The 23,294-nt window shown below is 51.2% G+C and carries 21 protein-coding genes; 20 read left to right on the top strand and 1 reads right to left on the bottom strand.

The window, feature by feature from the left end:
* Positions 1 to 29 precede the first annotated feature (29 nt).
* The 11 genes from coaBC to spoVM all read left to right on the top strand — a co-directional run bounded on the left by coaBC (position 30) and on the right by spoVM (position 14,015).
* On the top strand, positions 30 to 1,250 hold the full coding sequence (gene coaBC / locus ACEN86_RS08230) for a bifunctional phosphopantothenoylcysteine decarboxylase/phosphopantothenate--cysteine ligase CoaBC (RefSeq protein WP_495633804.1): 1,221 nt from the start codon (positions 30 to 32) through the stop codon (positions 1,248 to 1,250).
* A complete protein-coding gene (gene priA / locus ACEN86_RS08235) occupies positions 1,250 to 3,808 on the top strand; it encodes a primosomal protein N' (protein ID WP_495633805.1) in 2,559 nt (852 codons plus the stop codon). Before coaBC ends, priA begins: the two co-directional genes overlap by 1 nt.
* A gap of 1,238 nt (positions 3,809 to 5,046) precedes the next feature.
* Positions 5,047 to 5,607 (top strand): peptide deformylase, encoded by a 561-nt coding sequence (gene def, locus ACEN86_RS08240; RefSeq protein ID WP_495633806.1) that lies wholly within the window; start codon positions 5,047 to 5,049, stop codon positions 5,605 to 5,607.
* Positions 5,608 to 5,615: 8 nt separating this feature from the next.
* Positions 5,616 to 6,557 carry a methionyl-tRNA formyltransferase gene (fmt, locus tag ACEN86_RS08245; RefSeq protein ID WP_495633807.1) on the top strand — a complete coding sequence of 314 codons (942 nt, stop codon included), beginning with the start codon at positions 5,616 to 5,618 and terminating at the stop codon, positions 6,555 to 6,557.
* Complete coding sequence (rsmB, locus tag ACEN86_RS08250; RefSeq protein ID WP_495633808.1) at positions 6,554 to 8,005, top strand: 16S rRNA (cytosine(967)-C(5))-methyltransferase RsmB; 1,452 nt, start codon at positions 6,554 to 6,556, stop codon at positions 8,003 to 8,005. The genes fmt and rsmB overlap by 4 nt, the downstream gene beginning before the upstream one ends.
* Before the next feature lie 129 nt (positions 8,006 to 8,134).
* Positions 8,135 to 9,181, top strand: coding sequence for a dual-specificity RNA methyltransferase RlmN (gene rlmN, locus ACEN86_RS08255; RefSeq protein WP_495633809.1), 1,047 nt, complete (start codon positions 8,135 to 8,137; stop codon positions 9,179 to 9,181).
* 6 nt (positions 9,182 to 9,187) lie between these two features.
* Entirely contained in the window at positions 9,188 to 9,961 is a 774-nt protein-coding gene (locus tag ACEN86_RS08260) for a Stp1/IreP family PP2C-type Ser/Thr phosphatase (protein ID WP_495633810.1), read from the top strand.
* Complete coding sequence (pknB, locus tag ACEN86_RS08265) at positions 9,958 to 12,165, top strand: Stk1 family PASTA domain-containing Ser/Thr kinase (protein ID WP_495633811.1); 2,208 nt, start codon at positions 9,958 to 9,960, stop codon at positions 12,163 to 12,165. Before ACEN86_RS08260 ends, pknB begins: the two co-directional genes overlap by 4 nt.
* A gap of 22 nt (positions 12,166 to 12,187) precedes the next feature.
* A complete protein-coding gene (gene rsgA / locus ACEN86_RS08270; RefSeq protein ID WP_495633812.1) occupies positions 12,188 to 13,090 on the top strand; it encodes a ribosome small subunit-dependent GTPase A in 903 nt (300 codons plus the stop codon).
* Positions 13,091 to 13,094: 4 nt separating this feature from the next.
* Entirely contained in the window at positions 13,095 to 13,754 is a 660-nt protein-coding gene (gene rpe, locus ACEN86_RS08275) for a ribulose-phosphate 3-epimerase (protein WP_495633813.1), read from the top strand.
* A gap of 180 nt (positions 13,755 to 13,934) precedes the next feature.
* A complete protein-coding gene (gene spoVM, locus ACEN86_RS08280; protein ID WP_036621610.1) occupies positions 13,935 to 14,015 on the top strand; it encodes a stage V sporulation protein SpoVM in 81 nt (26 codons plus the stop codon).
* Between the two features lie 64 nt (positions 14,016 to 14,079).
* Here the strand turns inward: spoVM and rpmB are convergent, their stop codons facing one another.
* Positions 14,080 to 14,268, bottom strand: coding sequence for a 50S ribosomal protein L28 (gene rpmB / locus ACEN86_RS08285; protein WP_082926854.1), 189 nt, complete (start codon positions 14,266 to 14,268; stop codon positions 14,080 to 14,082).
* Positions 14,269 to 14,461: 193 nt separating this feature from the next.
* On the opposite strand from rpmB, the gene ACEN86_RS08290 reads away from it, so the two are divergent.
* The 9 genes from ACEN86_RS08290 to ACEN86_RS08330 all read left to right on the top strand — a co-directional run bounded on the left by ACEN86_RS08290 (position 14,462) and on the right by ACEN86_RS08330 (position 23,224).
* Positions 14,462 to 14,821 carry an Asp23/Gls24 family envelope stress response protein gene (locus tag ACEN86_RS08290; protein ID WP_127197937.1) on the top strand — a complete coding sequence of 120 codons (360 nt, stop codon included), beginning with the start codon at positions 14,462 to 14,464 and terminating at the stop codon, positions 14,819 to 14,821.
* Positions 14,822 to 14,836: 15 nt separating this feature from the next.
* A complete protein-coding gene (locus ACEN86_RS08295; protein WP_495633814.1) occupies positions 14,837 to 16,618 on the top strand; it encodes a DAK2 domain-containing protein in 1,782 nt (593 codons plus the stop codon).
* A 51-nt stretch (positions 16,619 to 16,669) separates the two neighbouring features.
* Positions 16,670 to 17,536, top strand: coding sequence for a DegV family protein (locus tag ACEN86_RS08300; RefSeq protein ID WP_495633815.1), 867 nt, complete (start codon positions 16,670 to 16,672; stop codon positions 17,534 to 17,536).
* Between the two features lie 15 nt (positions 17,537 to 17,551).
* The gene (gene recG / locus ACEN86_RS08305; RefSeq protein ID WP_495633816.1) at positions 17,552 to 19,597 is read left to right on the top strand and encodes an ATP-dependent DNA helicase RecG; all 2,046 of its coding nucleotides are present in this window, start codon (positions 17,552 to 17,554) and stop codon (positions 19,595 to 19,597) included.
* 253 nt (positions 19,598 to 19,850) lie between these two features.
* Positions 19,851 to 20,138 (top strand): stage VI sporulation protein F, encoded by a 288-nt coding sequence (locus tag ACEN86_RS08310; RefSeq protein WP_495633817.1) that lies wholly within the window; start codon positions 19,851 to 19,853, stop codon positions 20,136 to 20,138.
* A 195-nt stretch (positions 20,139 to 20,333) separates the two neighbouring features.
* Positions 20,334 to 20,516, top strand: a complete 183-nt coding sequence (locus ACEN86_RS08315) for a hypothetical protein (RefSeq protein WP_495633818.1) — start codon at positions 20,334 to 20,336, stop codon at positions 20,514 to 20,516.
* A 107-nt stretch (positions 20,517 to 20,623) separates the two neighbouring features.
* A complete protein-coding gene (map, locus tag ACEN86_RS08320; RefSeq protein ID WP_495633819.1) occupies positions 20,624 to 21,370 on the top strand; it encodes a type I methionyl aminopeptidase in 747 nt (248 codons plus the stop codon).
* Positions 21,371 to 21,584: 214 nt separating this feature from the next.
* Entirely contained in the window at positions 21,585 to 21,962 is a 378-nt protein-coding gene (locus ACEN86_RS08325) for a YhjD family protein (RefSeq protein WP_495633820.1), read from the top strand.
* Positions 21,963 to 21,982: 20 nt separating this feature from the next.
* Positions 21,983 to 23,224: a DNA polymerase IV gene (locus ACEN86_RS08330; RefSeq protein ID WP_495634252.1), complete on the top strand. Its 1,242-nt coding sequence runs from the start codon at positions 21,983 to 21,985 to the stop codon at positions 23,222 to 23,224.
* Positions 23,225 to 23,294 lie beyond the last annotated feature (70 nt).

Below are 23,294 nucleotides of genomic sequence, written 5' to 3' on the forward strand. Positions count from 1 at the left end.
TATATATGTAAGGAGAGCGGGGGATCAGGATGTTAACCGGCAAAAAGATTTTGCTTGGCGTCAGCGGGGGGATAGCCGCGTTCAAAGCAGCTTCACTGTGCAGTAAGCTAGTGCAAAGCGGTGCGGAAGTCAAAGTGATCATGACCGAATCGGCTACAAAATTTATCACGGAGCTTACCCTGCAGGCCTTGTCGCGCGGGCCAGTCTACACGGACACCTTTGATGAGAAGGATCCCGCTGTCATCTCGCATATCGATCTTGCTGACTGGGCTGATCTGGTGCTTGTGGCTCCGGCTACGGCCAATATCATTGCCAAAATGTCAACCGGGATCGCGGATGATATGCTGTCCACGACGCTGTTGGCTACAGAGGCACCGATCATGCTTGCTCCGGCCATGAATGTCCATATGTATCAGCATCCCACTGTGGTTCGTAATCTGGCCGATCTGGCTTCCCGCGGCGTGATGATGGCTGAACCGGGTGAAGGTCTGCTGGCCTGCGGCTACGTAGGCAAAGGGAGAATGGAGGAACCGGAAAGTCTGGTTCGAATTGTGGAGGCTTTTTTTGATAGACAGATGAGACTCTCTTCCAAGCCTTTGAAAGGCCGGAGGGTGATCGTCACAGCTGGAGCTACCGTAGAACGCATTGATCCGGTCAGGTATATTACGAATGATTCCTCGGGCAAAATGGGCTTCGCGATCGCCGCGGCGGCTCGTGACCTGGGTGCAGAGGTTCATTTGATTATGGGGAGTACTCAAGCACCCCCGCCGCAAGGGATTCCCCAGACTCGCGTGGAGTCTGCTCAGGATATGTATAATGCCCTGCAAGAAGTGTGGGAGACTGCTGACATTGTCGTGAAAGCTGCTGCGGTGGCTGACTACCGGCCTAAGGAGCAGTCTGATCAGAAGATCAAGAAAACCGGGGATCATATGTCACTGGAGCTTGTGAAGACGATAGACATTCTGGAAAGTCTGGGCCGGGTGAAGACGACTCAGTTCCTGATTGGTTTTGCGGCTGAGACGAATGATTTGGATAAGTATGCCATGGATAAGCTAAGACGCAAAAATTGTGACCTGCTGGTCGCCAATGATGTGACCCAAGAGGGAGCTGGATTTGGAACAGATACGAATGTAGTCAGTATATTTGACAGCAGCGGACTTGTTGAGGCACTCCCGCTGATGTCGAAAGAAATGGTGGCGCTGCGCATCATGGAGCTGGCTGCGGAACGGTTAGCCGGAGCGTTACATTAATGTATACCATCGCCAAAGTCATTGTAGATGTTCCAAGCAGGGAGACTGACCGGCCTTTTGACTATTTGATACCGGAAAGCATGCGTGACTGGATTGAGGTAGGCAGCCGGGTTGCGGTTCCTTTTGGCCGCCGGACCGTTCAGGGATTCGTGATCTCGCTGGAGCATGAATCCAGCCTGGACAGATCCAGAATGAAAAAGATTCAGGAGTTGCTTGATCATCTTCCGCCGCTTCCGCCGGATCTTGTAGAGCTTGCCGAGTGGATGAGCCGGGAATATGCATGCAGCACGATCTCCTCGCTTCAGGCGATGATTCCATCGGCCCTGAAAGGGAAGGCCGAGCGCTATATCAGCTACGTAGAGCCTGACGAACGTCCAGAAGGTGACTCGGAGGATTCGATGGAGAATGGCGCGGGGACGGAAGGGTTATTCTCCTTGTCGCTGCTGCAGCCTGCGGAAGAAGCGGAAATTATTGAATACGTTAAGGCCGCAGGGCCGGTGACCTTCTCGCATCTCGATGCGCGTTATCCTGGCCGCGGGGCGATGATTAAAGGGCTGATGAAGCGCGGTGTGCTGACGGAGAGCCAGGCGATCAAGGATAAGCTTAGGATCAAAACGGTAAAAACCGTGTCGGCTGCGGTTACAGGTGAAGAAGCAGAGAAAGCATTGGCCTCTTTCACCGCTCAGGCTCGCCGGCAGCGAGAGGTGCTTGCCTTCCTGCTTGAGGTGCAGATTCCGATCGGGATGCAGGAGCTTCTGACCACGCTCGGCGTTACGGCGGGGACGGTCAAGAAGCTGGCGGAGAAAGGCTTCGCTGTGATCGAGGATGTTGAAGTGTTCCGTGATCCTTATAAGGATCGCCGCTTCAAGCCAACTTCGCCGCTGACGTTAACGCCAGAACAGCAGGGGGCTTTTGACCATATCGCCGCTCGCCTGGACAGCCATGAGCACGGAGTATTTCTCCTGCATGGGGTGACAGGCAGCGGAAAGACCGAGGTGTATTTACAGGCGATTCAGCGATGTATTTCCGAGGGTCGGCAGGCGATTGTCCTGGTGCCTGAAATCTCCCTAACACCGCAGATGGTCGAGCGCTTCAAAGGCAGATTTGGCGATAAAGTGGCTGTGCTGCACAGCCGCCTGTCCGGCGGAGAACGCTATGATGAATGGCGCAAAATCCGTGAAGGTAAAGTCGAGGTTGCTGTTGGGGCGCGCTCTGCTGTGTTTGCGCCTTTTCCCAATTTGGGGCTTATTGTCATGGATGAGGAGCATGAAACCTCCTATAAGCAGGAGGAGACGCCTAAGTATCATGCCCGGAATGTGTCTGTCAGACGGGCCCTGCAGCACGATGCTGTGGTGATCCTTGGCTCCGCAACGCCTTCTCTCGAAAGCTATCACGCGGCAAGATCGCAGGCAAGCGATGACTTTGCACCGGTTCTGCTTGAGATGAAGTCGAGACCAGCCGGAAGCGAGCTGCCCACAGTTCGGATTGTGGATATGCGTGAGGAACTCAAGGACGGGAACCGATCTATGTTCAGCCGTGACCTGCACCAAGGCATTATTGCCAGAATGGAGCGGGGAGAACAGACGGTATTGTTCCTGAACCGGCGGGGGTTCTCCACCTTTGTGATGTGCAGGACCTGTGGTTACGTTGCGGGCTGCCCGGAATGTGATATTTCGCTTACTTACCATCAGAAATCCAATAACCTGCGCTGTCACTACTGCGGTTATTCCGAGCCTGCCCCTTCCGTATGTCCGGAGTGCGGCAGTGAGCATATTCGTTATTTTGGAACGGGTACGCAGCGGGTCGAGGGCGAGCTTGCGAAGCTCTTTCCCGGGATTCGGGTGATCCGGATGGATGTCGATACGACGGTAGAGAAGGGGTCGCATGAGAAGCTGCTGAATGCTTTTCGGGAGAAAAAAGCGGATGTGCTGCTTGGCACCCAGATGGTTGCCAAAGGGCTTGATTTTCCTGATGTCACTTTGGTTGGCGTGATTGCTGCGGACAGTTCGCTGAACTTTCCGGACTTCAGGGCGGCGGAGAAGACATTCCAGCTGCTGACTCAGGTGGCGGGACGTGCAGGCAGGCACCACCTCCCAGGAGAGGTGTTCGTCCAGTCCTATACCCCCGATCATTATTCCATTATCCATGCCAGCCGGCATGATTATTTATCTTTTGTACGTGATGAACTGAAGCACCGCAGAACTCTTGGATATCCGCCTTACTGCCGACTTATTCTGGTTACTATGACCCATGAGAGTCTGCAGATTCTTGTGCGGATGGCTGAAAATTTCGTTAGTGATCTTAGAGGGAAGGCCCAGCAGAAAGGCTGGTTCGGCGGACTTGACCGGTTCACCTCCGATGCCTTTGATATTCTAGGTCCGATCGCTTCGCCGATACCGAGAATCAAGAACCGCTACCGCTTCCAGTGTATGGTGAAGTATCGCGGCGGAATCGATGCGGTTCAGCTGGTGCGGGATGTGAGTAATTTGACGCTGGAGCACTTGAAGGATGCTTCCCTGCAAATTAGTATTGATGTGGATCCGCAGATGCTAATGTAAGGGGTTCGAACCCACCCAAACCCTCCCTTCCAAGGGAGGGCCCCAAGGGCTTTGCCCTCTGGACACCCTGCCGAACTAACGTTGGTCTGGAAGAGACGGCGTTATGTGACTTTGGCGGTTGGATCGCTTGCCGTCCCTTCAGGACCCGCTTTCTGGTAGGTGGGGCCTTGTTACCTGGAAAGGTCGCTGTGGAGCGGCTGTAGGGGATGGGGAGTTAATTGGGTGCGGGGAGTTGCTTGAGGTTTCGAACCCACCCAAGCCCTCCCTTCCAAGGGAGGGCCCCAAGGGCTTTGCCCTCTGGACACCCTGCCGAACTAACGTTGGAGTGGGAGAGACGGCGTTATGTGACTTTGGCGGTTGGATCGCTTGCCGTCCCTTCGGGACCCGCTTTCTGGTAGGTGGGGCTTTGTTACCTGAAAAGGTCGCTAAGGAGCGGCTGCAGGAGCTGGGGAATTAATTGGGTGAGGGGAGTCGCTTGAGGTTTAGAACCCACCCAAACCCTCCCTTCCAAGGGAGGGCCCCGAGGGCTCTGCCCTCTGGACACCCTGCCGAGGAACGTTGGAGTGGAAGAGGCGGCGTTATGTGACTTTGGCGGTTGGATCGCTTGCCGTCCCTGCGGGACCCGCTTTCTGGTAGGTGGGACCTTGTTACCTGGAAAGGTCGCTGTGGAGCGGCTGTAGGGGATGGGGAGTTAATTGGGTGCGGGGAGTCGCTTTTCTCCCCTTTGGGGCACGCTTTACTGTTTGCGAATACTACTGTTTAGTGGAGTGTGGCTGCGGGAGCGTTTAACCTTGGGGTGAGCATAGAGCATAGTAGGGAATAGATATTGAGGTTAGAGATCCAGAGAGAAGTTAAGCCGTTGGAATGGCTTATCTCTATGACATGCGCTCAGTACGGAACAAGGACTAGAGTGCTCCGATGTTAAGGTTTTGTGGTGTGCAGACGGACCTAGCGTAGAGGGCGGAATCGTTCTGTAGAAGCGTCAGCGTTCGCCTTTGTCTCTAAATTTCTACCATTGAATATTAGGATAAAGGAAATTTAGAGACAACAGCGATCGGAAGAATGATCCGTCCTCGGAGCGTGCTCCATGATCGGAAGAACGATCCGTCCTCGGAGCGCGCTCCATGGTAGAAGAACACTCCGTCCTCGGAGCGTCACTTCAGCAAGCACTCCGCAACCGGAGTGTCTGCAATCAAGCTTGAGCTATTTTATATAGGATAGATGAAGGATGGTGCGTTATGGCGATTAGAGAGATTGTACTTGAACCGAATGAGGTGCTGCATCAGGTAGCAGAAGAGGTGAAGCAGATTACACCGGCTATCCGCAAGCTGCTGACCGATATGGCCGATACGATGTATGAAGCGGAGGGAGTGGGCCTTGCGGCTCCGCAGGTAGGTGTGCTGAAGCGGATTATTGTTATTGATGTGGGCGATGACAATGGGCTGATCGAGATGATTAACCCGGTGATCGTGGCCTCAGAAGGGGAACAATTTGGACCGGAAGGCTGCCTGAGTATTCCGGGTTACCGCGGGGATGTACGCCGTGCGAATCAAGTGACAGTCAAGGGGTTCGACCGTAAGGGTAAAGAGATTACAATTACAGGGACCGAATTGCTGGCCCGCGCTTTTCAACATGAAATTGATCACCTGAACGGTATTTTATATACAGAGCTGGCTGAGAATTATTATGAGATTCCTCCTGAGGAAGAAGAGGAATTTGAACAAGAGCAAGAACAAGCACAAGCACAGGAACATTTACAGACAACAGAGGCACAGGAACCTAACCAAGAGAAGGAGTGAACGAGCCGATGAATATCGTTTTTATGGGAACTCCTGATTTTGCTGTACCTTCATTGGAGACACTATTATCCGAAGGATACCATGTCGTAGCGGTAGTCACCCAGCCGGATCGTCCTCAGGGCCGGAAAAAAGTTCTCACACCCACGCCCGTCAAGGAAGCCGCACTCCGGCATGGATTGCCGGTCCTCCAGCCGCAGCGGATGCGGAGTCCGGAAGCTGTGGAGGAGCTTGCCGCTTATAAGCCGGATGTGATCGTGACGGCAGCCTATGGGCAGATTCTGCCGAAAGCCGTGCTTGACCTGCCGCAGTATGGCTGCTTGAACGTGCACGGCTCGCTGCTGCCGAAGTACCGCGGCGGAGCGCCGATTCAGCGGTCCATCATCAACGGAGAGAAGGAGACGGGGATCACTCTCATGTATATGGCCGAAGGCCTGGATACGGGAGATATGATCGCGAAGTCTGTGGTACCTATCGAAGACGAGGACACTTCGGGCACGTTATTCCAGAAGCTGAGTCTGGCGGGTGCAGCTCTTCTTAAGGAACAGCTTCCGCTGGTTATTGATGGCCGGGCTGAACGAATTCCGCAAAATGAGGAAGAGTCCACCTACGCCAGAAATCTAACCCGCGAGGATGAGCGAATCCCGTGGTCGGATTCATCACGAGCGATTTATAATCGCGTGCGGGGGTTGGTTCCTTTTGCAGGCGGCTTCACGCTTTGGAACGGCGAGGTATTCAAGGTCTGGGAAGTTGCGAAGCCCCAGGATGGAGCTTCAACTGGCGGAAGCCAGGCTCCCGGGACGGTGCTGGGCTTTACCGGCCAAGGCATCGAGGTCCAGACTGGAGATGGTTCGGTTATTCTGACTAAAGTACAGCCTGCCGGCAAAAAGGCGATGGAAGCGGCTGAGTTTTTGCGCGGCGGGGTTCTTAAGAAAGGCGAGGTTTTCTCTTGAGCAGTTCTAATGGAAACGGCAGTAATGAAAGTTCGTCACAGCAATCTCGCAGTGGAGGCCCTAAATCTAAAGGCCATGTGAATAAAAGCTCGGCCAAACCCTTATCCGCTCGGGAAGTAGCCCTCCAGGTGCTGACGCAGGTGGAAGAGGAGGGAGCTTACAGCAACCTCCAGCTGAATGGCGCACTGCAGAGAAGCGGCCTTTCCGGGCCGGACGCGGGTCTTGCAACTGAGCTCGTATACGGTACAATTTCTCGTTTGTCGACGATTGATTATTTTTTGGATCCCTTTGTATCCAAAGGAATTAAGAAGCTTCAGCCCTGGGTGCGCAATTTGCTCCGGCTGAGCTTCTATCAACTGCACTATTTAGACCGGATTCCATCCCATGCTGCAGTTAACGAAGCGGTGAATATTGCCAAGAAGAAGGGGCATCAGGGCATTTCGGGAATGGTGAATGGCGTTCTTCGTAATGTGTTGCGCCGCAAGGATGAACTGAGGCTGCCTGAAGGACTTTCCCCGCTAAAAAGAATCTCTCTGGAGCACGCCCATCCCGAGTGGATGGTTGGCCGGTGGATCAAGCAGTATGGGGAGCAGGAAGCTGAGGCTATCTGCCGTGCGAATAATGAACCGCCTTCGGTCAGTGTCCGGGTGAACCGGGCGAAGATCAGTAGAGATGAGCTTATAAAAGAGATGCAGGAGCAAGGTCTTGATGCTCAGGCCTCTGCCTTATCAGACGATGGCATTATTGTGCGCAGTGGCGGCAATATGGCGCTCACGGACTGGTACCGGCAGGGGTACCTATCCATTCAGGATGAAAGCTCCATGCTCGTGGCGGCGGCCGTTGACCCCGCGCCGGGAATGCGAATCCTGGATTGCTGCGCAGCTCCCGGCGGCAAGTCTTGTCATATTGCAGAGAAGCTGGATGGAGCAGGGGAGATCATCGCCAACGATGTCCATCCCCATAAGGCGAAGCTTATTGAGGATCAAGCTGCGAGACTTGAGCTGAACACCGTTCGGACAACAACCGGGGATGCTCTGGAACTTGCGGACAAGTACCCGCGTGAATCATTTGACCGGATACTTCTCGATGCTCCATGCTCCGGGCTTGGCGTAATCCGGCGGAAGCCGGATTTGAAATGGGCCAAGCAGCCTGAGGATATCGATGAGATTTCAACGCTACAGCTCAAACTGCTGGATGAGGTGGCAGGTCTGCTAAGGCCAGGAGGAATTCTAGTCTACAGCACCTGTACGGTTGAAAAGAGAGAGAATGAGCGCGTTGTCCAGGCTTTTCTGGGCAGCCACTCCGAGTTTGCAGAAGCGCCGGATTTTCCGGAGGGCTTGAAGCAGCTTGAAGCCTTGAAGCATAGAGAAGGCCCAGGAATCCAAATTCTTCCTCAGGATTATCATTCCGACGGATTTTATATTGCCCGCCTTCGCAAACTAGGTTAATATGTCAGAAGGCTTCTCCCGCTGGAACTTTCCAGCGGGTTTTGCGCTTTAGTCTGAACTGTGTTTATGATAAAATGGGAAGAATGAATATTAATTCGAGTCTAACTTAAATAGAACAGGTGTGTGATCATGAAACCTTTTATATATGATTTTACTTTAGAAGAGCTTCAGGAATGGGCTGTATCCCAAGGAGAGCCGGCTTTCCGCGGAGGACAGATTTTTGATTGGATTTATGTGAAGCGGGTTAATTCTTTTGACGAGATGACGAACTTGTCCAAGAGTCTTCGCGAGAAGCTTAATGAGAACTTCCAGTTCATTACTCTTAATGAAATAACCAAGTTCGAATCCAAGGATGGTACAGTCAAGTTTCTGTTCGGGCTTCATGACGACCATGCCATTGAGACGGTAATTATGAAGCATAATTACGGCAACAGCATCTGTGTAACTACACAGGTCGGCTGCCGTGTAGGTTGTACCTTCTGTGCATCCACACTTGGAGGACTGAAGCGTGACCTCACTGCTGGTGAGATTGTGGCTCAAGTTGTACGGGCCCAGCAGATTCTCGATGAACGCGGTGAACGGGTAAGCAGTATCGTTATAATGGGAACAGGTGAACCGTTCGAGAATTATGAAGCGACGATGAAATTTTTGCGTTTAATGATCCATGAGAAGGGCTTGAATATCGGACAACGGCATATTACTGTATCAACCAGCGGTATTGTGCCTAATATATATCGATTTGCAGATGAAGATACCCAGATTAACCTGGCTATCTCCATTCACGCCCCGAATGATGCGCTTCGCTCGAAGCTCATGCCGGTTAACCGCCGTTTTCCGTTCGATGATGTAATGGAGTCGTTAAGATATTACCAGGCTAAGACAGGGCGCAGAATTACGTTTGAATATGCGCTTATTGGCGGCGTGAATGATAGACCTGAGCATGCGGAAGAGCTTGCCAGTGTCCTGAAGAACATGCTGTGCCACGTCAATTTGATCCCGGTTAACTACGTGCCGGAGCGCAAGTACACTCGAACTTCCAGAAATGACATATTTCAATTCCAGCGCATATTGGCGGACAAGGGAATTAATGTTACGATCCGCCGGGAGCAAGGTCATGATATTGCAGCAGCCTGCGGTCAATTGCGGGCGAAGCATATGGAGTCTGGTGCGAGGTGAGAAGATTTGATAAAAACGGTGTATGTCAGTGATGTGGGACATGTTCGTTCAGTGAACGAAGATTCATCATGGGTAGCTGCTTTGGAACAGGGATTGACTTTGGGGATCGTTGCGGACGGAATGGGGGGCCACCAGGCTGGAGATACCGCCAGCAGGCTTGCGGTGGAGACGATTGTGTCCGATCTTAGGACTCTCTCGAGAACAACTTCCTCCGAGCTTCGCAGAGAAGCTCTCAGGAAGGCTATCCTGCATGCCAATGAAGTGGTATTTCGCACAGCTTCGGAAAGTGTGGAATATCACAACATGGGTACGACCGTTGTGGCCATACTCATGGATCGCCGTGAAGGGATTATCGGACATATTGGGGATAGCCGTGCTTATTTGTTCCGGCAGGGGAACATCACCCAGCTGACAGAAGATCACACCCTGGTTAATGAACTGGTAAAAAGCCGTCAGATCAGTGAAGAGGAAGCGTACAACCATCCACGCAGAAATGTGATTACCCGTGCACTCGGGACAGATGCGCAGGTGGCTGTGGACCTTATTCATGTTGCCCTAAAGGAAGGTGATATTCTTCTTCTCTGCAGTGACGGACTCAGCAGCTATGTCTCCAGACAACAAATGGCTCAGACCGTAGGACTGCCTAACGTATCCTTGAAGGACCGGGCAGACCATCTCCTTCAGCTTGCGCTCGATGCGGGCGGAGAAGATAATATTACTGTAGCTTTATTTGAAATATCAGGCACGGATGGGTCAAGTGTAAAGGAGTGGACAACATGATCGGACACGAATTGGGCGGTCGATATCAAATCATTGAACGAATTGGCGGGGGCGGAATGGCGCTTGTGTACAAAGCGCAGGATATTCTGCTTGGACGCAATGTAGCCATTAAAGTTCTGCGCCAACAATTTGTGCACGATGAAGAATTCATTCGCCGGTTCCGGCGGGAGGCACAGTCCGCCGCATCTTTGTCACATCCGAACGTCGTTAGTATTTATGATGTAGGACAGGAAGATGACATTCATTATATTGTTATGGAGTATATTGAAGGCCAGAATTTAAATGAAATTATAAAGGAACGCGCCCCGCTCCAGGTAGATGAGGCCGTTCGGATAGCTACACAAATCTGTGATGCTCTTGATCATGCACATCATAACCAGATTATTCATCGGGATATTAAGCCTCATAATATATTAATTGGCCGTAATGGAAGAGTAAAGGTTACAGACTTCGGAATTGCCCGGGCTGCTTCCTCGGCGACTATTACCCAAACAGGCTCCGTGGTGGGCTCTGTTCATTATTTCTCGCCAGAGCATGCTAAAGGTGTTGTAACGGGGGAGAAATCGGACTTATACTCACTCGGAATTGTGCTGTACGAGATGCTGACCTCCAAGCTTCCTTTTCTTGGTGAAAGCCCGATCAGTGTAGCTTTGAAGCATCTTCAGGAAGATTTTGAAGAGCCGCGGCTTGTTAACCCGCTTATTCCACAAAGTGTGGAGAACGTTATTCTAAAGTCGATGCGCAAGAACCCGAACGAACGTTATCAATCGGCTAGGGAGATGCTCAGGGATCTGGAGACCTGTCTTCTTCCAGAGAGACGGACGGAGTCCAAGATTATTTTTGATGACATGGATGATGCTGACAAGACACGGGTTATTCCGGCTATTAAGCCTGCTGTTCAGCGGCAGGCAGCTGGAAGAACGTCACGTGTAGAGGAGGATAACCCTTCCCCCAAGCCCCCGGCTGCGAAGAAAAAGGGCTGGGTCAAGCCCGCCTTATGGATTGGGATCACTCTGCTGGTTATCTTGTTCATGCTTGGAGTTGCCTGGTATGTCAATGCGAGTCTTAATAAGCCTAACGTTAAGGTACCCCAGGTCATTAACCTTCAGGAGGATGTGGCGAGAGCGGAACTTGCCAAAGCCGGCCTTACCGTTCAGGAGCCGATTACAAGGCAGTATAAGGAAGGCTTTGCGGCAGGAGTAGTCTATGAGCAGAGCAAGCCTGAAGGTACAGAAGTCAAACAAGGTTCAGCTATCGCCTTGACGGTGAGCGTGGATAAGCCGCTCAAGAAAGTTCCGGATCTTAACGGGCTGTCCTTTGAGGATGCCAGCAAGAAGCTGATCGATGAGTTCCAGATGAAGGTTGATCAGATTACCCGGAAGGACGAGTATAGTGAAGCTGATCCCGGCAAAGTCACAGGTCAAAGTCTTGCTGCAGGTTCAGACTTCGATCCTGCTACAGCTGCGATCGAGCTTACTGTAAGCAAGGGACAAGAGAAGGTTAGTATGCCTGATTTGACCGGGCTTACTCAGCAGCAGGCGGAAGCCAAGCTGGGGGAATATGGATTGAAGCTGGCCAAAGACGGGGTTGTTCAGGAATCGAGCTACAAGGTGGAGCAAGGTCTGGTATTTAATCAGCATCCGTATGCACCCAAGGAGCAGGTATCCCCGGGTGAAGAGATTACGATCTTCGTCAGCTCCGGATATCCGCCTGAGGCGATCAAGTACACTTATAATGTCCCGGTTGCACCTAAGACGGAAGGCAAGAACAGCAAGATTCGCCTAGTGTATACTGATGCACGCGGTGAGAATAGGGAAGCCGGTGTAACAACCATCAAGACCGCTCAGACTATCCCGGTTAACCTTGTGCTTGCACCTACTAAAGATGGGGCTATTCTGATCTATCAGGATGGTAAGTATCTGGATACCTTGCCGGTTTCTTATATTGATGCGAAGCAGGGTACCGTGCCAGTGCCGAGTACACCAATAGGACAGCAGCCTGTGGACACGGCTCCGCCAGATCCACAGCAAGATCCTAACAATACTGGAGATAATACTACTGGAGACTCCGCTTCTATCAACGGGGAATACAGTGGTGTAACAGAGCGCTTTGCTTCGGGATCTGATAAGCAGGTTAAAGAAGCCCGAAAAGCTGCCCAGAAAGCCGAGAAAAAGAAAGATAAGGATCAGGGAAAAGGCAGATAAACATGGAAGTGAGGCTGCATACATGCCTGAGGGCTTAATTGTTAAGGCTTTAAGCGGATATTATTATGTGAAAGAGACAGGCGGTGAACCGGGTGAACCGGTTCAGTGCCGGGGTCGGGGAGTGTTCAAGAAGAGAGGAATTACTCCGTTGGTAGGCGACAGGGTTATTTTTGAGCCTACGGAGAATGGAGAAGGGACGGTTACGGAGATTTTGCCGCGGGTGTCGGAGCTCATTCGTCCGCCCGTTGCGAATGCCCGTCTGGCTGTCCTGCTGTTCTCTCTTCGCGAACCCGATATGAATCTTCAACTGCTGGACAAGTTCCTGGTCCACATTGAGAATGAAGGGCTGCAGACACTGATTTGTCTAACCAAACGTGATCTATTGGATGATTCGGATACAGCTGATGAATTGACCAAACAGGTTAGTGAGCTATACAGTTCCATTGGCTATGAAGTTATCGTCACCAGTTCACATACGGGAGCTGGCACCGAAGAAGTGCTCAAGCGGCTTGCCGGGGAGATTAGTGTCTTCTCCGGGCAATCCGGTGTAGGCAAGTCTTCGCTCCTTAATGCCATGCTGCCAGGTCTTGGTCTGGAGACCAGTGCCATCAGCCTGCGTCTTGGTAGAGGTAAGCATACCACGCGTCATGTTGAGCTTATCGAGCTTGAGAACGGCGGCTATGTTGCGGATACTCCAGGATTTAGCCAGCTGGACTTCCTGGAACTGGGTGTGGAGCAGTTGTCGGAGTGTTTCCGTGAATTCGCTCCCTTTGCTTCGGAATGCAAATTCCGCGGGTGCAGCCATCTTCACGAACCTAGCTGCCAGGTTCGAGCTGCGCTCGGCGAGGGCAAAATTGCTTCCAGCCGATATGAGCACTATGTGCAATTCTATGAAGAAATGAAAGATAAGAAACGGAGGTACTAATCAAGTGATCTACATTGCACCGTCTATTTTATCTGCGGATTTCGCTAAATTGGGTCAGGAAATTGCTGAAGTGGAACAAGCGGGTGCCGAGTGGCTCCATGTGGATGTTATGGATGGGCACTTTGTTCCTAACATTACTTTGGGTCCGCTGGTTGTGGAGGCCATCAAGCCACATACCCGTATGTTTGTAGATGTACACCTTATGATTGAGAATCCGGATGCTTACATACCCGCCTTTGCCAAGGCCGGGGCTGATCTGATTACCGTGCATGCTGAGGCCTGTGTTCATCTGCACCGGGTGATCCATCTCATCAAAGAGCAGGGAGTTAAGGTCGGGGTTGCGATTAACCCGGGCACTCCGGTATCCGTCTTGTCTGAAGTGATTGAAGAGCTTGACCTGGTGCTTGTCATGACCGTGAATCCGGGTTTTGGCGGGCAATCCTTCATTCCAGGTACGGTTCGCAAAATCCGCGAGCTGAACGATATCAAGCAGCAGCAGGGGCTGAAGGACCTGCTTATCGAGGTAGATGGCGGGATTACGGCCCAGACTGCGCCGCTCGTGGTAGAAGCTGGTGCTGAGGTACTGGTGGCTGGAAGTGCGGTATTCGGCCGTTCTGACCGTGCTGGGGCTATTGCCGAAATTCGTAACAGCGTTAAGGCGTAAACGTAAAATGGGGACGACTTATAGCCTGGTTTAAAGGAATAGGGCAGGCGTAAGGCGCATAGAATTGTGTTACATGAGCTAAGGTTCTCATGTAACCTTTTTTTTTGTGAACGGAGCACACATGATGTGGGTTCGAGTCATAGAATAAAGTAAGCATGGGAAGTATGGGGAGGGTGAATAATGAAGTTTTACACATTTAAGTTGCCTAAATTTTTGGGAGGTTTTGTGAAGGCCGTTCTGAATACATTTCATAAGAACTAAAAAAGACATTAAAAAAGCACCTCTTATGAAAAAGGTGCTTTTTGTCTATATGCCTGGTTGAAGATTACACACGGGTAACTTTACCGGATTTCAAAGCGCGAGTGCTGACATAAACGCGTTTTGGTTTACCGTTTACCAGAATGCGGACCTTTTGGACGTTAACGCCCCAAGTACGGCGGTTACGGTTGTTAGCGTGGGATACATGGTTACCTGTGCTAGGCTTTTTGCCTGTTACATAACATTTACGTGACACGAAATTACACCTCCTTGTTCCAATACACCTGCATAAAACAATACTCGAATATCATATCACAGCAAAAAAAGCTTCGTCAACCAATTAGCTAACTTTATTTGAGGGACCACGGTCTTCTTTTATTTATTTCTCCTTCTTCTTATAGTACAATGTTGAATAGTCCATAATATTTTTAAGGGGGGAGTGAAGGATAGTGGCTATTGAACTGAATACCGAATATGGACAAATTGATATCTCGGATGAAGCGGTAGCGGTAATTGCCGGATCAGCCGCCATGGAATGTTATGGACTCGTGGGGATGGCAAGCCGAAAGCAATTTAAAGACGGTATTGCAGAACTGCTTGGACGGGAGAATCTTACCCGCGGAGTAGAAGTGAAACCTGATAACAATAGAATCGTAATCAATCTATATATTATAGTCATTTATGGGATCAAGATATCCGAGGTGGCCCATAACATCCAACAAAGAGTTAAATACGTATTGAACGATATAGTAGGACTTCAAGTTGATGAAGTGAATATTGTAGTCCAGGGCGTACGTGTATCAAGCTAGGAAGGGGATTTCTCATTGAGTAAGCGTTCTCTAAATGGAACAGATTTTTCAGCTATGGTATTGGCCGGAGCTGCTCAGCTTCAGCAGCATGCGGAACACGTGAATTCCCTTAATGTGTTCCCGGTTCCGGATGGGGATACCGGTACAAATATGAATCTTACCATGACTGCTGGCGTGGCGGAGTTAACCCGCAGTGGCGGCACTGGTGGTGTTGGCAGCCGGGCAGCGGTGTTGTCCAAGGGACTTCTGATGGGGGCTCGCGGCAATTCCGGAGTTATCCTGTCCCAGTTATTCCGGGGATTCAGCCGTTATTCGGCATCTTATGAAGAATTGAATACCATTCAATTCGCCTCAGCTCTGCAAAGCGGCGTAGATACAGCTTATAAAGCTGTGGTTAAGCCGGTTGAAGGAACGATTCTTACGGTGGCTAAGGAAGCCGCCAAGCATGCTGTTCATTACGCGCGCCGTACGACGGATATGCTGGAGCTGATGACTGAAGTTTTGGCCAAGGCCAAAGAAGCTCTTGCCCATACACCTGAACAGCTGCCTGTACTGAAACAGGTAGGCGTAGTGGATTCGGGTGGACAGGGTCTTGTATACATTTACCAAGGATTCTTTGATTATCTGTCCAATAACATTCAAGCTGCGGCGCCTATCGTGGAAGCTCGCGGACAAGCATCCGGTTCTGAGGCTCGTACAGAAAGTCATGCGGTCTTCAAGGCTGCTCCTGAAGCGCAGGGATCTGCGCAGTCGCGACTGGAGACAGAAGATATTGAGTTCTTATATGACATGGAATTCTTCATTAACCGCCAGCTTGGAGATGCCAAGGGGGCTATGTTTGACGAGAATCAGTTCCGTAAGGCCTTGGCTGTGAGTGGAGACTCCATCATTGTCATTGCAGACGATGAAGTCATTAAAGTTCACGTCCATTCCAAGGCGCCTGGTGAAGTTCTGAATTTGGCCCTGCGTTATGGCGAGATCACGCAAATTCATATCCTCAATATGAGAGAGCAGCATCGTGATCTGTTATCAGCAGGCATGGATATTGCTCCGGCTCCGGAGGTTTTTGCCGAGATTCCGGCCGAGAAGGCTTGGGTAGCTGAACCGGCTGTCCAACCGGCTGACGAAGTGGCTCCATACGGATTTATCGCGGTGGCTTCAGGCCAGGGAATCGCAGATATTTTTACAAGCCTTGGGGTAGATGCTGTGCTGTCCGGAGGACAGACGATGAATCCAAGCACTGAGGACTTCGTCAATGCGATTAACTCGATCTCTGCCCAGCATGTATTCGTGCTCCCGAATAACTCTAATATCGTTCTCGCCGCGCAGCAGGCCCGTGATCTGCTCGAAGGTGAGCGTAGCGTTACCGTTATACCAAGCAAGAGTATTCCTCAAGGAATCGCTGCGGCGTTCGCCTTCCAGGAGGAAGAGAGCGTGCAGATTAACACAGACAGCATGCTAGCTGCGGTCGGCCATGTGAAGACCGGCCAGGTGACTTATGCGGTGCGTGATACTCATTTTGATGATTTGGAGATTACAGCAGGTCATTATATAGGTATTGAAGATTCCAAAATCGTATCTACGGAAGAAGGTCTACTGCAGACTTGTCAGTCACTGCTTCAAAAGATGCTTGTAAGCGGGGATGAGATTTTGACCATCCTGACTGGTGAAGAAGCAAGTAAGGATGATACCCTGCTGCTGTTGAGCTGGCTGAAGGAGAATTATCCTGATGCTGAGGTGGAAATCCACGAGGGCGGTCAGCCGATCTATTATTATTTATTCTCTGTTGAATCCTGATTTGTATGTGAGGAGAACGTTCAGAGTACGGGGATGGAGGGTATTTCTGAAATGAATCATATTATTATTGTTACCGACAGTACGGCGGATATTCCGCAAAAGACGGTTTCAGAGTACGGCATTCATGTCATCCCGATGACGGTGAACTTCAAGGAACAATCCTTCATAGAAGGGGTTGACATTACGCCAGCCGAATTCTATGACAAGTTAACGAAGTCATCGGAGCTCCCTACAACATCTCAGACGTCTCCTGCCCAGTACGTAAATGTCTATCAAAGTCTGCTGGATCAGCACCCGGGTGCTTCTATTATTTCTATTCATATATCTTCTGGGATGAGCGGCACTTATCAATCCGCACTTTTGGCTAAATCTATGATGGAAGAAGAGGGCGCTGCGGCGGATATCACGATTATTGACTCCCGCTGTGCCTCGTATGGATTCGGGCTTCAGGTGGTTGCGGCTGCAAGGCTTGCAGCCAATGGAGCTTCGGTTCAAGAGATTGTAGATGAGGTGGAGCGGCTCCGTCAGGTTCGCCGATTGTATTTCCTTGTGGATACGCTGGAGTATCTGCAGAAAGGCGGGCGCATTCGCAGGGGTGCGGCTATTATAGGTACTGTCCTGAATGTAAAGCCGATCCTCTCCGTGGATGAGGAAGGCGTAATATATCCGGTAGATAAGGCTCGGGGGCGCAAGAAGGCGGTATCGCGTATCGTGGAGCTGTTCCGGAAGGATTTTGGTGAGCATAAGGATCTGAATATCGCAGTCTGTGACGGGGTTAACCCGGAGACGGCCGAAGATATCGTGCAGGAAATGTCACAGCATTTCACGCTGCATGAAGTGGTGCGAACGGATATTGGCGCAGTGGTAGGAACCCATGTGGGTCCCGGGATTGTAGCGGTATTCGTCTGGCCGGCATAAAGTGAGGGATTGAATATGGATATCAGTACGATATCCGTGAAGCAGGTCAGCGGCGTGAGTGCTCTCAAAGAGGGGGAGCTTCACGCCTTTGGCGTCTTTACGGTACAAGATTTACTTGAGTATTATCCGTTTCGTTATGAGGATTACCGGCTTCGTTCGTTAAGTGAAGTGAAGGATGGGGAGAAGGTAACGGTACAGGGCAAGATCATGGGACTTCCGGTACTTCAGCGGTATGGCAAAAAGTCCAGGCTGACCTGTAAAGTAATGGCGGACGATTGGATGTTCACGGCGACCTGGTTCAATCGGCATTTCCTGAAGGATCAGCTAACCCCCGGGCGGGAAATTACGCTGACAGGCAAATGGGACCAGCGCCGTGCGCAAATGACGGTCTCGGAATCGGAGTTCCCGGATAAGGGCGTGATTCGCAGCGGGAGCTTGCAGCCGGTCTATTCTGTCGGCGGTAACATCACCCAAGCCTGGATGCGCAAGACGGTAGGACAAGCACTGGTCCAGTTCGGGGAGATGATCCCGGAGATTCTGCCGGAGGATCTTATCCGCAAGTATGAGTTAATGCCGCGTAAGCATGCGATTCTTCGCATTCATCAGCCCCAGGATAGTGCCGAAGGACAGGAGGCCCGCAAGCGGATGGTGTATGAAGAGCTCTTCCTCTTCCAGCTGAAGCTTCAAGCTTACCGGGCCATGAATCACGAACGGTTGGATGGCGTTCAGCACACGGCAGACAATGCCACGATCAGAGAGTTCGTGCGAAGTCTTCCATTTGAGCTGACGGATGCGCAGAAGAAAGTGGAGCTGGAGATTTTGAAGGACATGCGCTCTCCCTTCTGTATGAATCGCCTGCTGCAGGGAGACGTTGGCTCGGGCAAGACCGTGATTGCAGCGATTGCTCTCTACGCTGCTGTGAAGTCCGGCTGTCAAGGCGCCTTCATGGTGCCGACGGAAATTCTGGCCGAGCAGCATGTGAGATCGCTCACCAAGCTGTTCGAGCCGTTCGGTATAACTGTAGGTCTTCTTACGGGAAGTGTGACGGGCCGGCGGCGCAAGGACCTGCTCGCCGCCTTGCAGATGGGACTGATCGATGTGGTGGTGGGCACCCATGCCTTGATTCAGGAGGAAGTGTATTTCCGCAGCTTAAGTCTTGTCGTAACCGATGAGCAGCATCGATTTGGTGTGAATCAGCGCAGCATTCTGCGGCGCAAGGGCTTTAATCCGGATGTTCTGACGATGACGGCTACGCCGATTCCGCGGACGCTGGCCATTACGGCATTTGGCGATATGGATGTGTCCACACTGTCCGAGCGGCCTAAAGGAAGAAAACCTATTTCTTCCTATTGGGTCAAGCATGACAAGATGGATCGGGTGCTTGGATTCATCTCGCGCGAGATCGGGCAGGGGCGCCAGGCTTACCTGATCTGCCCGCTGATTGAGGAATCCGAGAAGCTGGATGTGCAAAATGCCATCGACCTCTATGTGTCGATGTCGCAGGCCTTTCCAGACTTCAAGGTGGGACTGCTGCACGGCCGGATGACGGCGGCCGAGAAGGAAGAAGTGATGCGCGAGTTCTACGCGAACGAGGTGCAGCTCCTCGTCTCGACGACCGTAGTCGAGGTCGGTGTAGACGTTCCCAATGCGACGCTGATGATTATTATGGACGCCGACCGGTTCGGCTTGTCCCAGCTTCACCAGCTTCGCGGACGGGTTGGCCGGGGGGAGCACGCATCTTACTGCGTGCTCATCGCAGATCCGAAGTCGGAGGTGGGTCAGGAGCGGATGAAGGTCATGACCGAGACGGACGACGGCTTCGAAGTGGCCCGGCGGGACCTGGAGCTTCGCGGTCCCGGGGACTTCTTCGGCACGAAGCAGAGCGGCGTGCCGGAGTTCCGAATCGCGGACATGGTCAGCGATTTCGCAGTACTAGAGGCGGCGAGGGAGGATGCCGCCTCGCTGGTGGGCGAAGAGGCGTTCTGGACTTCGCCCGTGTACAGCCCGCTGCGGCATTATTTGCAGCGGGAGCAGATCCTGCAGGGCGAGCTGATCGATTAGTGATTGTGTAAGCCTGAACTTGGGAATTATCTATTGGTTAAAAGTGCGAAATGGTTTCCGAGAAACTTTAAGCTTCGCTTTTGTGGCTAGATTTCCATCTTAAATAATTAATCAATTAAATCCGGGAGAGCAGCGACCCTTTTTGATGGCTGATCTTTCTTGTGAATGTACCTTCGGCATTCCATTTTTGTGCACTATATACTCTCCTGCCGTCATATATTAGAACAGTGACGGACGGGAGGTGAGAAGCCGCTTGAATTATCAGCAGTTCGGAATCAGTCCGCAGCTAGTGGATCGGGTTAAGCTCAAGATGAAGAACAAGGCCGTCAAGGATCGGGTGAAGCAGCTAACGGAGAACCTTACCAGGGGAGATTTGCAGGATCCGGCCAAAGTACACAGGCTGGTGAAATCCGCTGCGGTGATCCTGAATGAGAGGCTGTCCGCAGTTCAGGAGCAGCAGATGGTTCAGTTCGTAATCACTCAGAAAATTGACCCGAAAAATACATTTCACTTGATTAAGCTGTGGGGAATGTTCAGGTAGATTGCAAAGCTCCAACACTTCAAGCTAACTTCCGGTCCTGCCGGAGTTAGCTTGTTTTGTTATGGAATTATGGGAAAGCAGGTTAGGATACTCGGATGCAGCTTATCACCAAATAACGAATAGTCTAAACCTTGATCCGGGACAATAAAGCATGAACTACCTACACTAATTGCTGTAAAGGAAGGAGACTTCAGTATGAGCTCAAGTTCAATTCATCCTGACAAAAACTTGATCAATACGGTCAAGGATCTGGAAGCCACACCGGTAACGAGTCAGCAAGCCCAGCAGTTCCAGCAGCAGAAAAATGACAGACGGAAAGAAATGCTCAAAACAGACAATGAAAAGTTCCAAAAAACGGAGCAAAATTCTTATAAGTAAATCAATCTTGGGGGCCCGGTAGATAATGACCGGGCTTGCTTTATCTGTTGTAAGGGAATAAGAGGCCTTATAAGACAGATTATAGAGATGAGAGGGGCCAGCTAACTGTGATTATTCTGAAATCCAGACAAGAAATCGAAGCTATGAGAAGGGCCAGTGAAATTGTGGCCGACTGCCACCGCGAAATTGCAAAGCTGATCGCGCCCGGGATCACTACTTTGGAGATCAATGATTTTGTAGCTAAACATATTATCAAGCTGGGGGGGAAGCAGTTCACCAAAGGATATAACGGATTTCCTGCGGAGACCTGTGCTTCGGTTAATGATGTCATCGCTCATGGATTCCCTGGTCCTACCCCGCTAAAAGAAGGCGATATTGCCAAGATCGACATTGTGGTGGAGTACGATGGCTGGTTCGGCGACTCGGCTTGGTGTTATGAAGTGGGACAGGTCAGCGAGAAAGCGAAGAAGTTAATGCAGATCACCCGTGAAGCCCTGTACCTTGGCATTCGTCAGGCGGTGCCGGGGAATCGTATGGGTGACGTGAATTCTGCCATCCAAACACATGCCGAGAAGAACGGATTCTCTGTTGTCCGGGATCTTCTCGGTCACGGAATCGGGCGTTCCCTGCATGAGGAGCCTCCAATTGAGCATGTGGGCGTTCCCGGAAAAGGAATACGGCTCACGGAGGGTATGGTATTTACGATTGAGCCGATGATTAATGAAGGCACGCACCGCATCAGCATTGATTCTGATGGCTGGACAGCCCGGACGGCCGATGGGAAGCTGTCTGCCCAGTATGAACATACGGTGGCGATTACAGCAGATGGACCGATTATTTTGACAGAACAATAAGTCTAATCCATTCCAGCCTATTCGAGGTGGATTCCCCAGTAATAACCTGTTGTCAAAGCGAATATTTGTTCGTATTATGAATATAATAAGAACAAATGTTCTGATAGTGGGTGAGTAGGATGAGGGTACTCGGATTCAAGAATGAGATTATCCTTAATAAGATTTATGATAGGGCCAGCGTAAATCCGGTCTCAGCGCGAAGAAGGAATGTGTCATGAAGCAGGTTCCTTACCGGACTGAGGAAGAGGCGGGATGGGTGAAGGAATTTCTTTTACTGCCGCTGATTCTCGATTTAATGGAGATGGACTTGAGATTGGTCTTATCAGGTTCGAGTCCCTTCAAGCTGCCTGAGCTTTATGGGGCTGTGCTTCGCGGATTGCAGTCCCGGATTACCCGGGAGCTGGGTCAGATTAGGCAAAAAATGCGTCAGCATGGAATCAAGGTATATGAGCAGCATCGTACTAGGACTGGGCTTGAAGCAAGATATTTGTGCCGAGGCTACCAATATGAATTCTCTATGCTGTGGAGCTTTGCCCGGGCGGAGATCGACAGACGGGTAACCTTTTATCTGGAAGAGGTGGTGTTCAAGTGAAGGCAGCCGAGCGGGTTATTATGCTTGGAGATTGTCAATCCTTTTACGCCAGTGTGGAGAAAGCCGATCATCCTGCTTACAAGGATCTTCCTCTTGTGGTTGCAGGAGACCCGGCCCGGAGGTCGGGAATCATTCTGGCCGCCTGCCCCCTTGCCAAGAGCTACGGAATAACTACAGCGGAGCGGCTGGGAGAGGCGCTTAGTAAATGTCCGGAAGTAGTTGTGGTTAAGCCTCGCATGCAGATGTATATCGACATTTCTCTTAAGATCACAAAAATTTATGAGCAGTATACCGACCTGGTTGAGATCTTCTCCATTGATGAGCAGTTTCTGGATGTGACGGGGAGTCTCAAGATTTTTGGTGATCCTTACACGATTGCGCGGACGATCCAGCAGAAGGTGCTTAACGAGACAGGAGTCTGGGTGCGATTTGGAATCAGCTCCAATAAGATGCTTGCCAAGGCGGCGACAGATATTTGGGCGAAGAAGAACAAGGAAGGCATCTACATTCTGGACCCTTCCAAGCTGGCCGAAACCCTTTGGGAGAAGCCCGTGGATAAAATGTTCGGGGTGGGATCCCGCATGCGGAATCACTTTTTAAACCTCGGGATGTATACGATTGGTGATGTCGCCAGAACGCCGCTGCCCCGGCTCAAGGAGAAGTTCCGCGCCAGGTTCGGCAAGCAAAGCGACATTCAAGCTGAGGTGATGTGGAGAACAGCGAACGGCATGGACGATTCTCCCGTGACACCGGCTACGTTCAATACGCCGCCCAAGTCTGTCGGTCATATGATGACTCTTCCCCAGGATTACACGGATGAAGAACAGATTAATACAGTACTCCTCGAAATTACGGAGGAGGTCTGCAGAGACTGCCGCCGCAAAGGGTACATGGGGCAGGTTGTATCTGTAGGCTGTATGTGCAGTCCTTATGAGACCCGCGCGGGTTTCTCGCGTCAGATGAAGATCCCGGACCCGACGAATGATACGAACACGGTATTTCATGCAGCCAAGGCGTTGTTCTATCGGCATTGGGACCGGATGCCCGTGCGTCAGATCGGAGTCACACTCAGCCAGCTGGCCAATGATGAAGAATACCAACTAACGCTGTTCGACGATCTGGCCAAATCCCAGGCTTTGAACAAGGCTACCGATTTCATCAAGGACAAGTACGGAAGCGCAGCTATTGTAAGAGCCGCATCTCTGACTTCATCGGGGCAGGCGCTTGAAAGATCACGAAAAATTGGAGGCCATTATAAATAAAGCCTCAGAATTGTGTAACATATGGGTTTGATAATATTAGTAATGACATCGAGCTCCTCGTATAATGCAA

The sequence above is a fragment of the Paenibacillus sp. Paensp111 genome, from assembly GCF_059492195.1.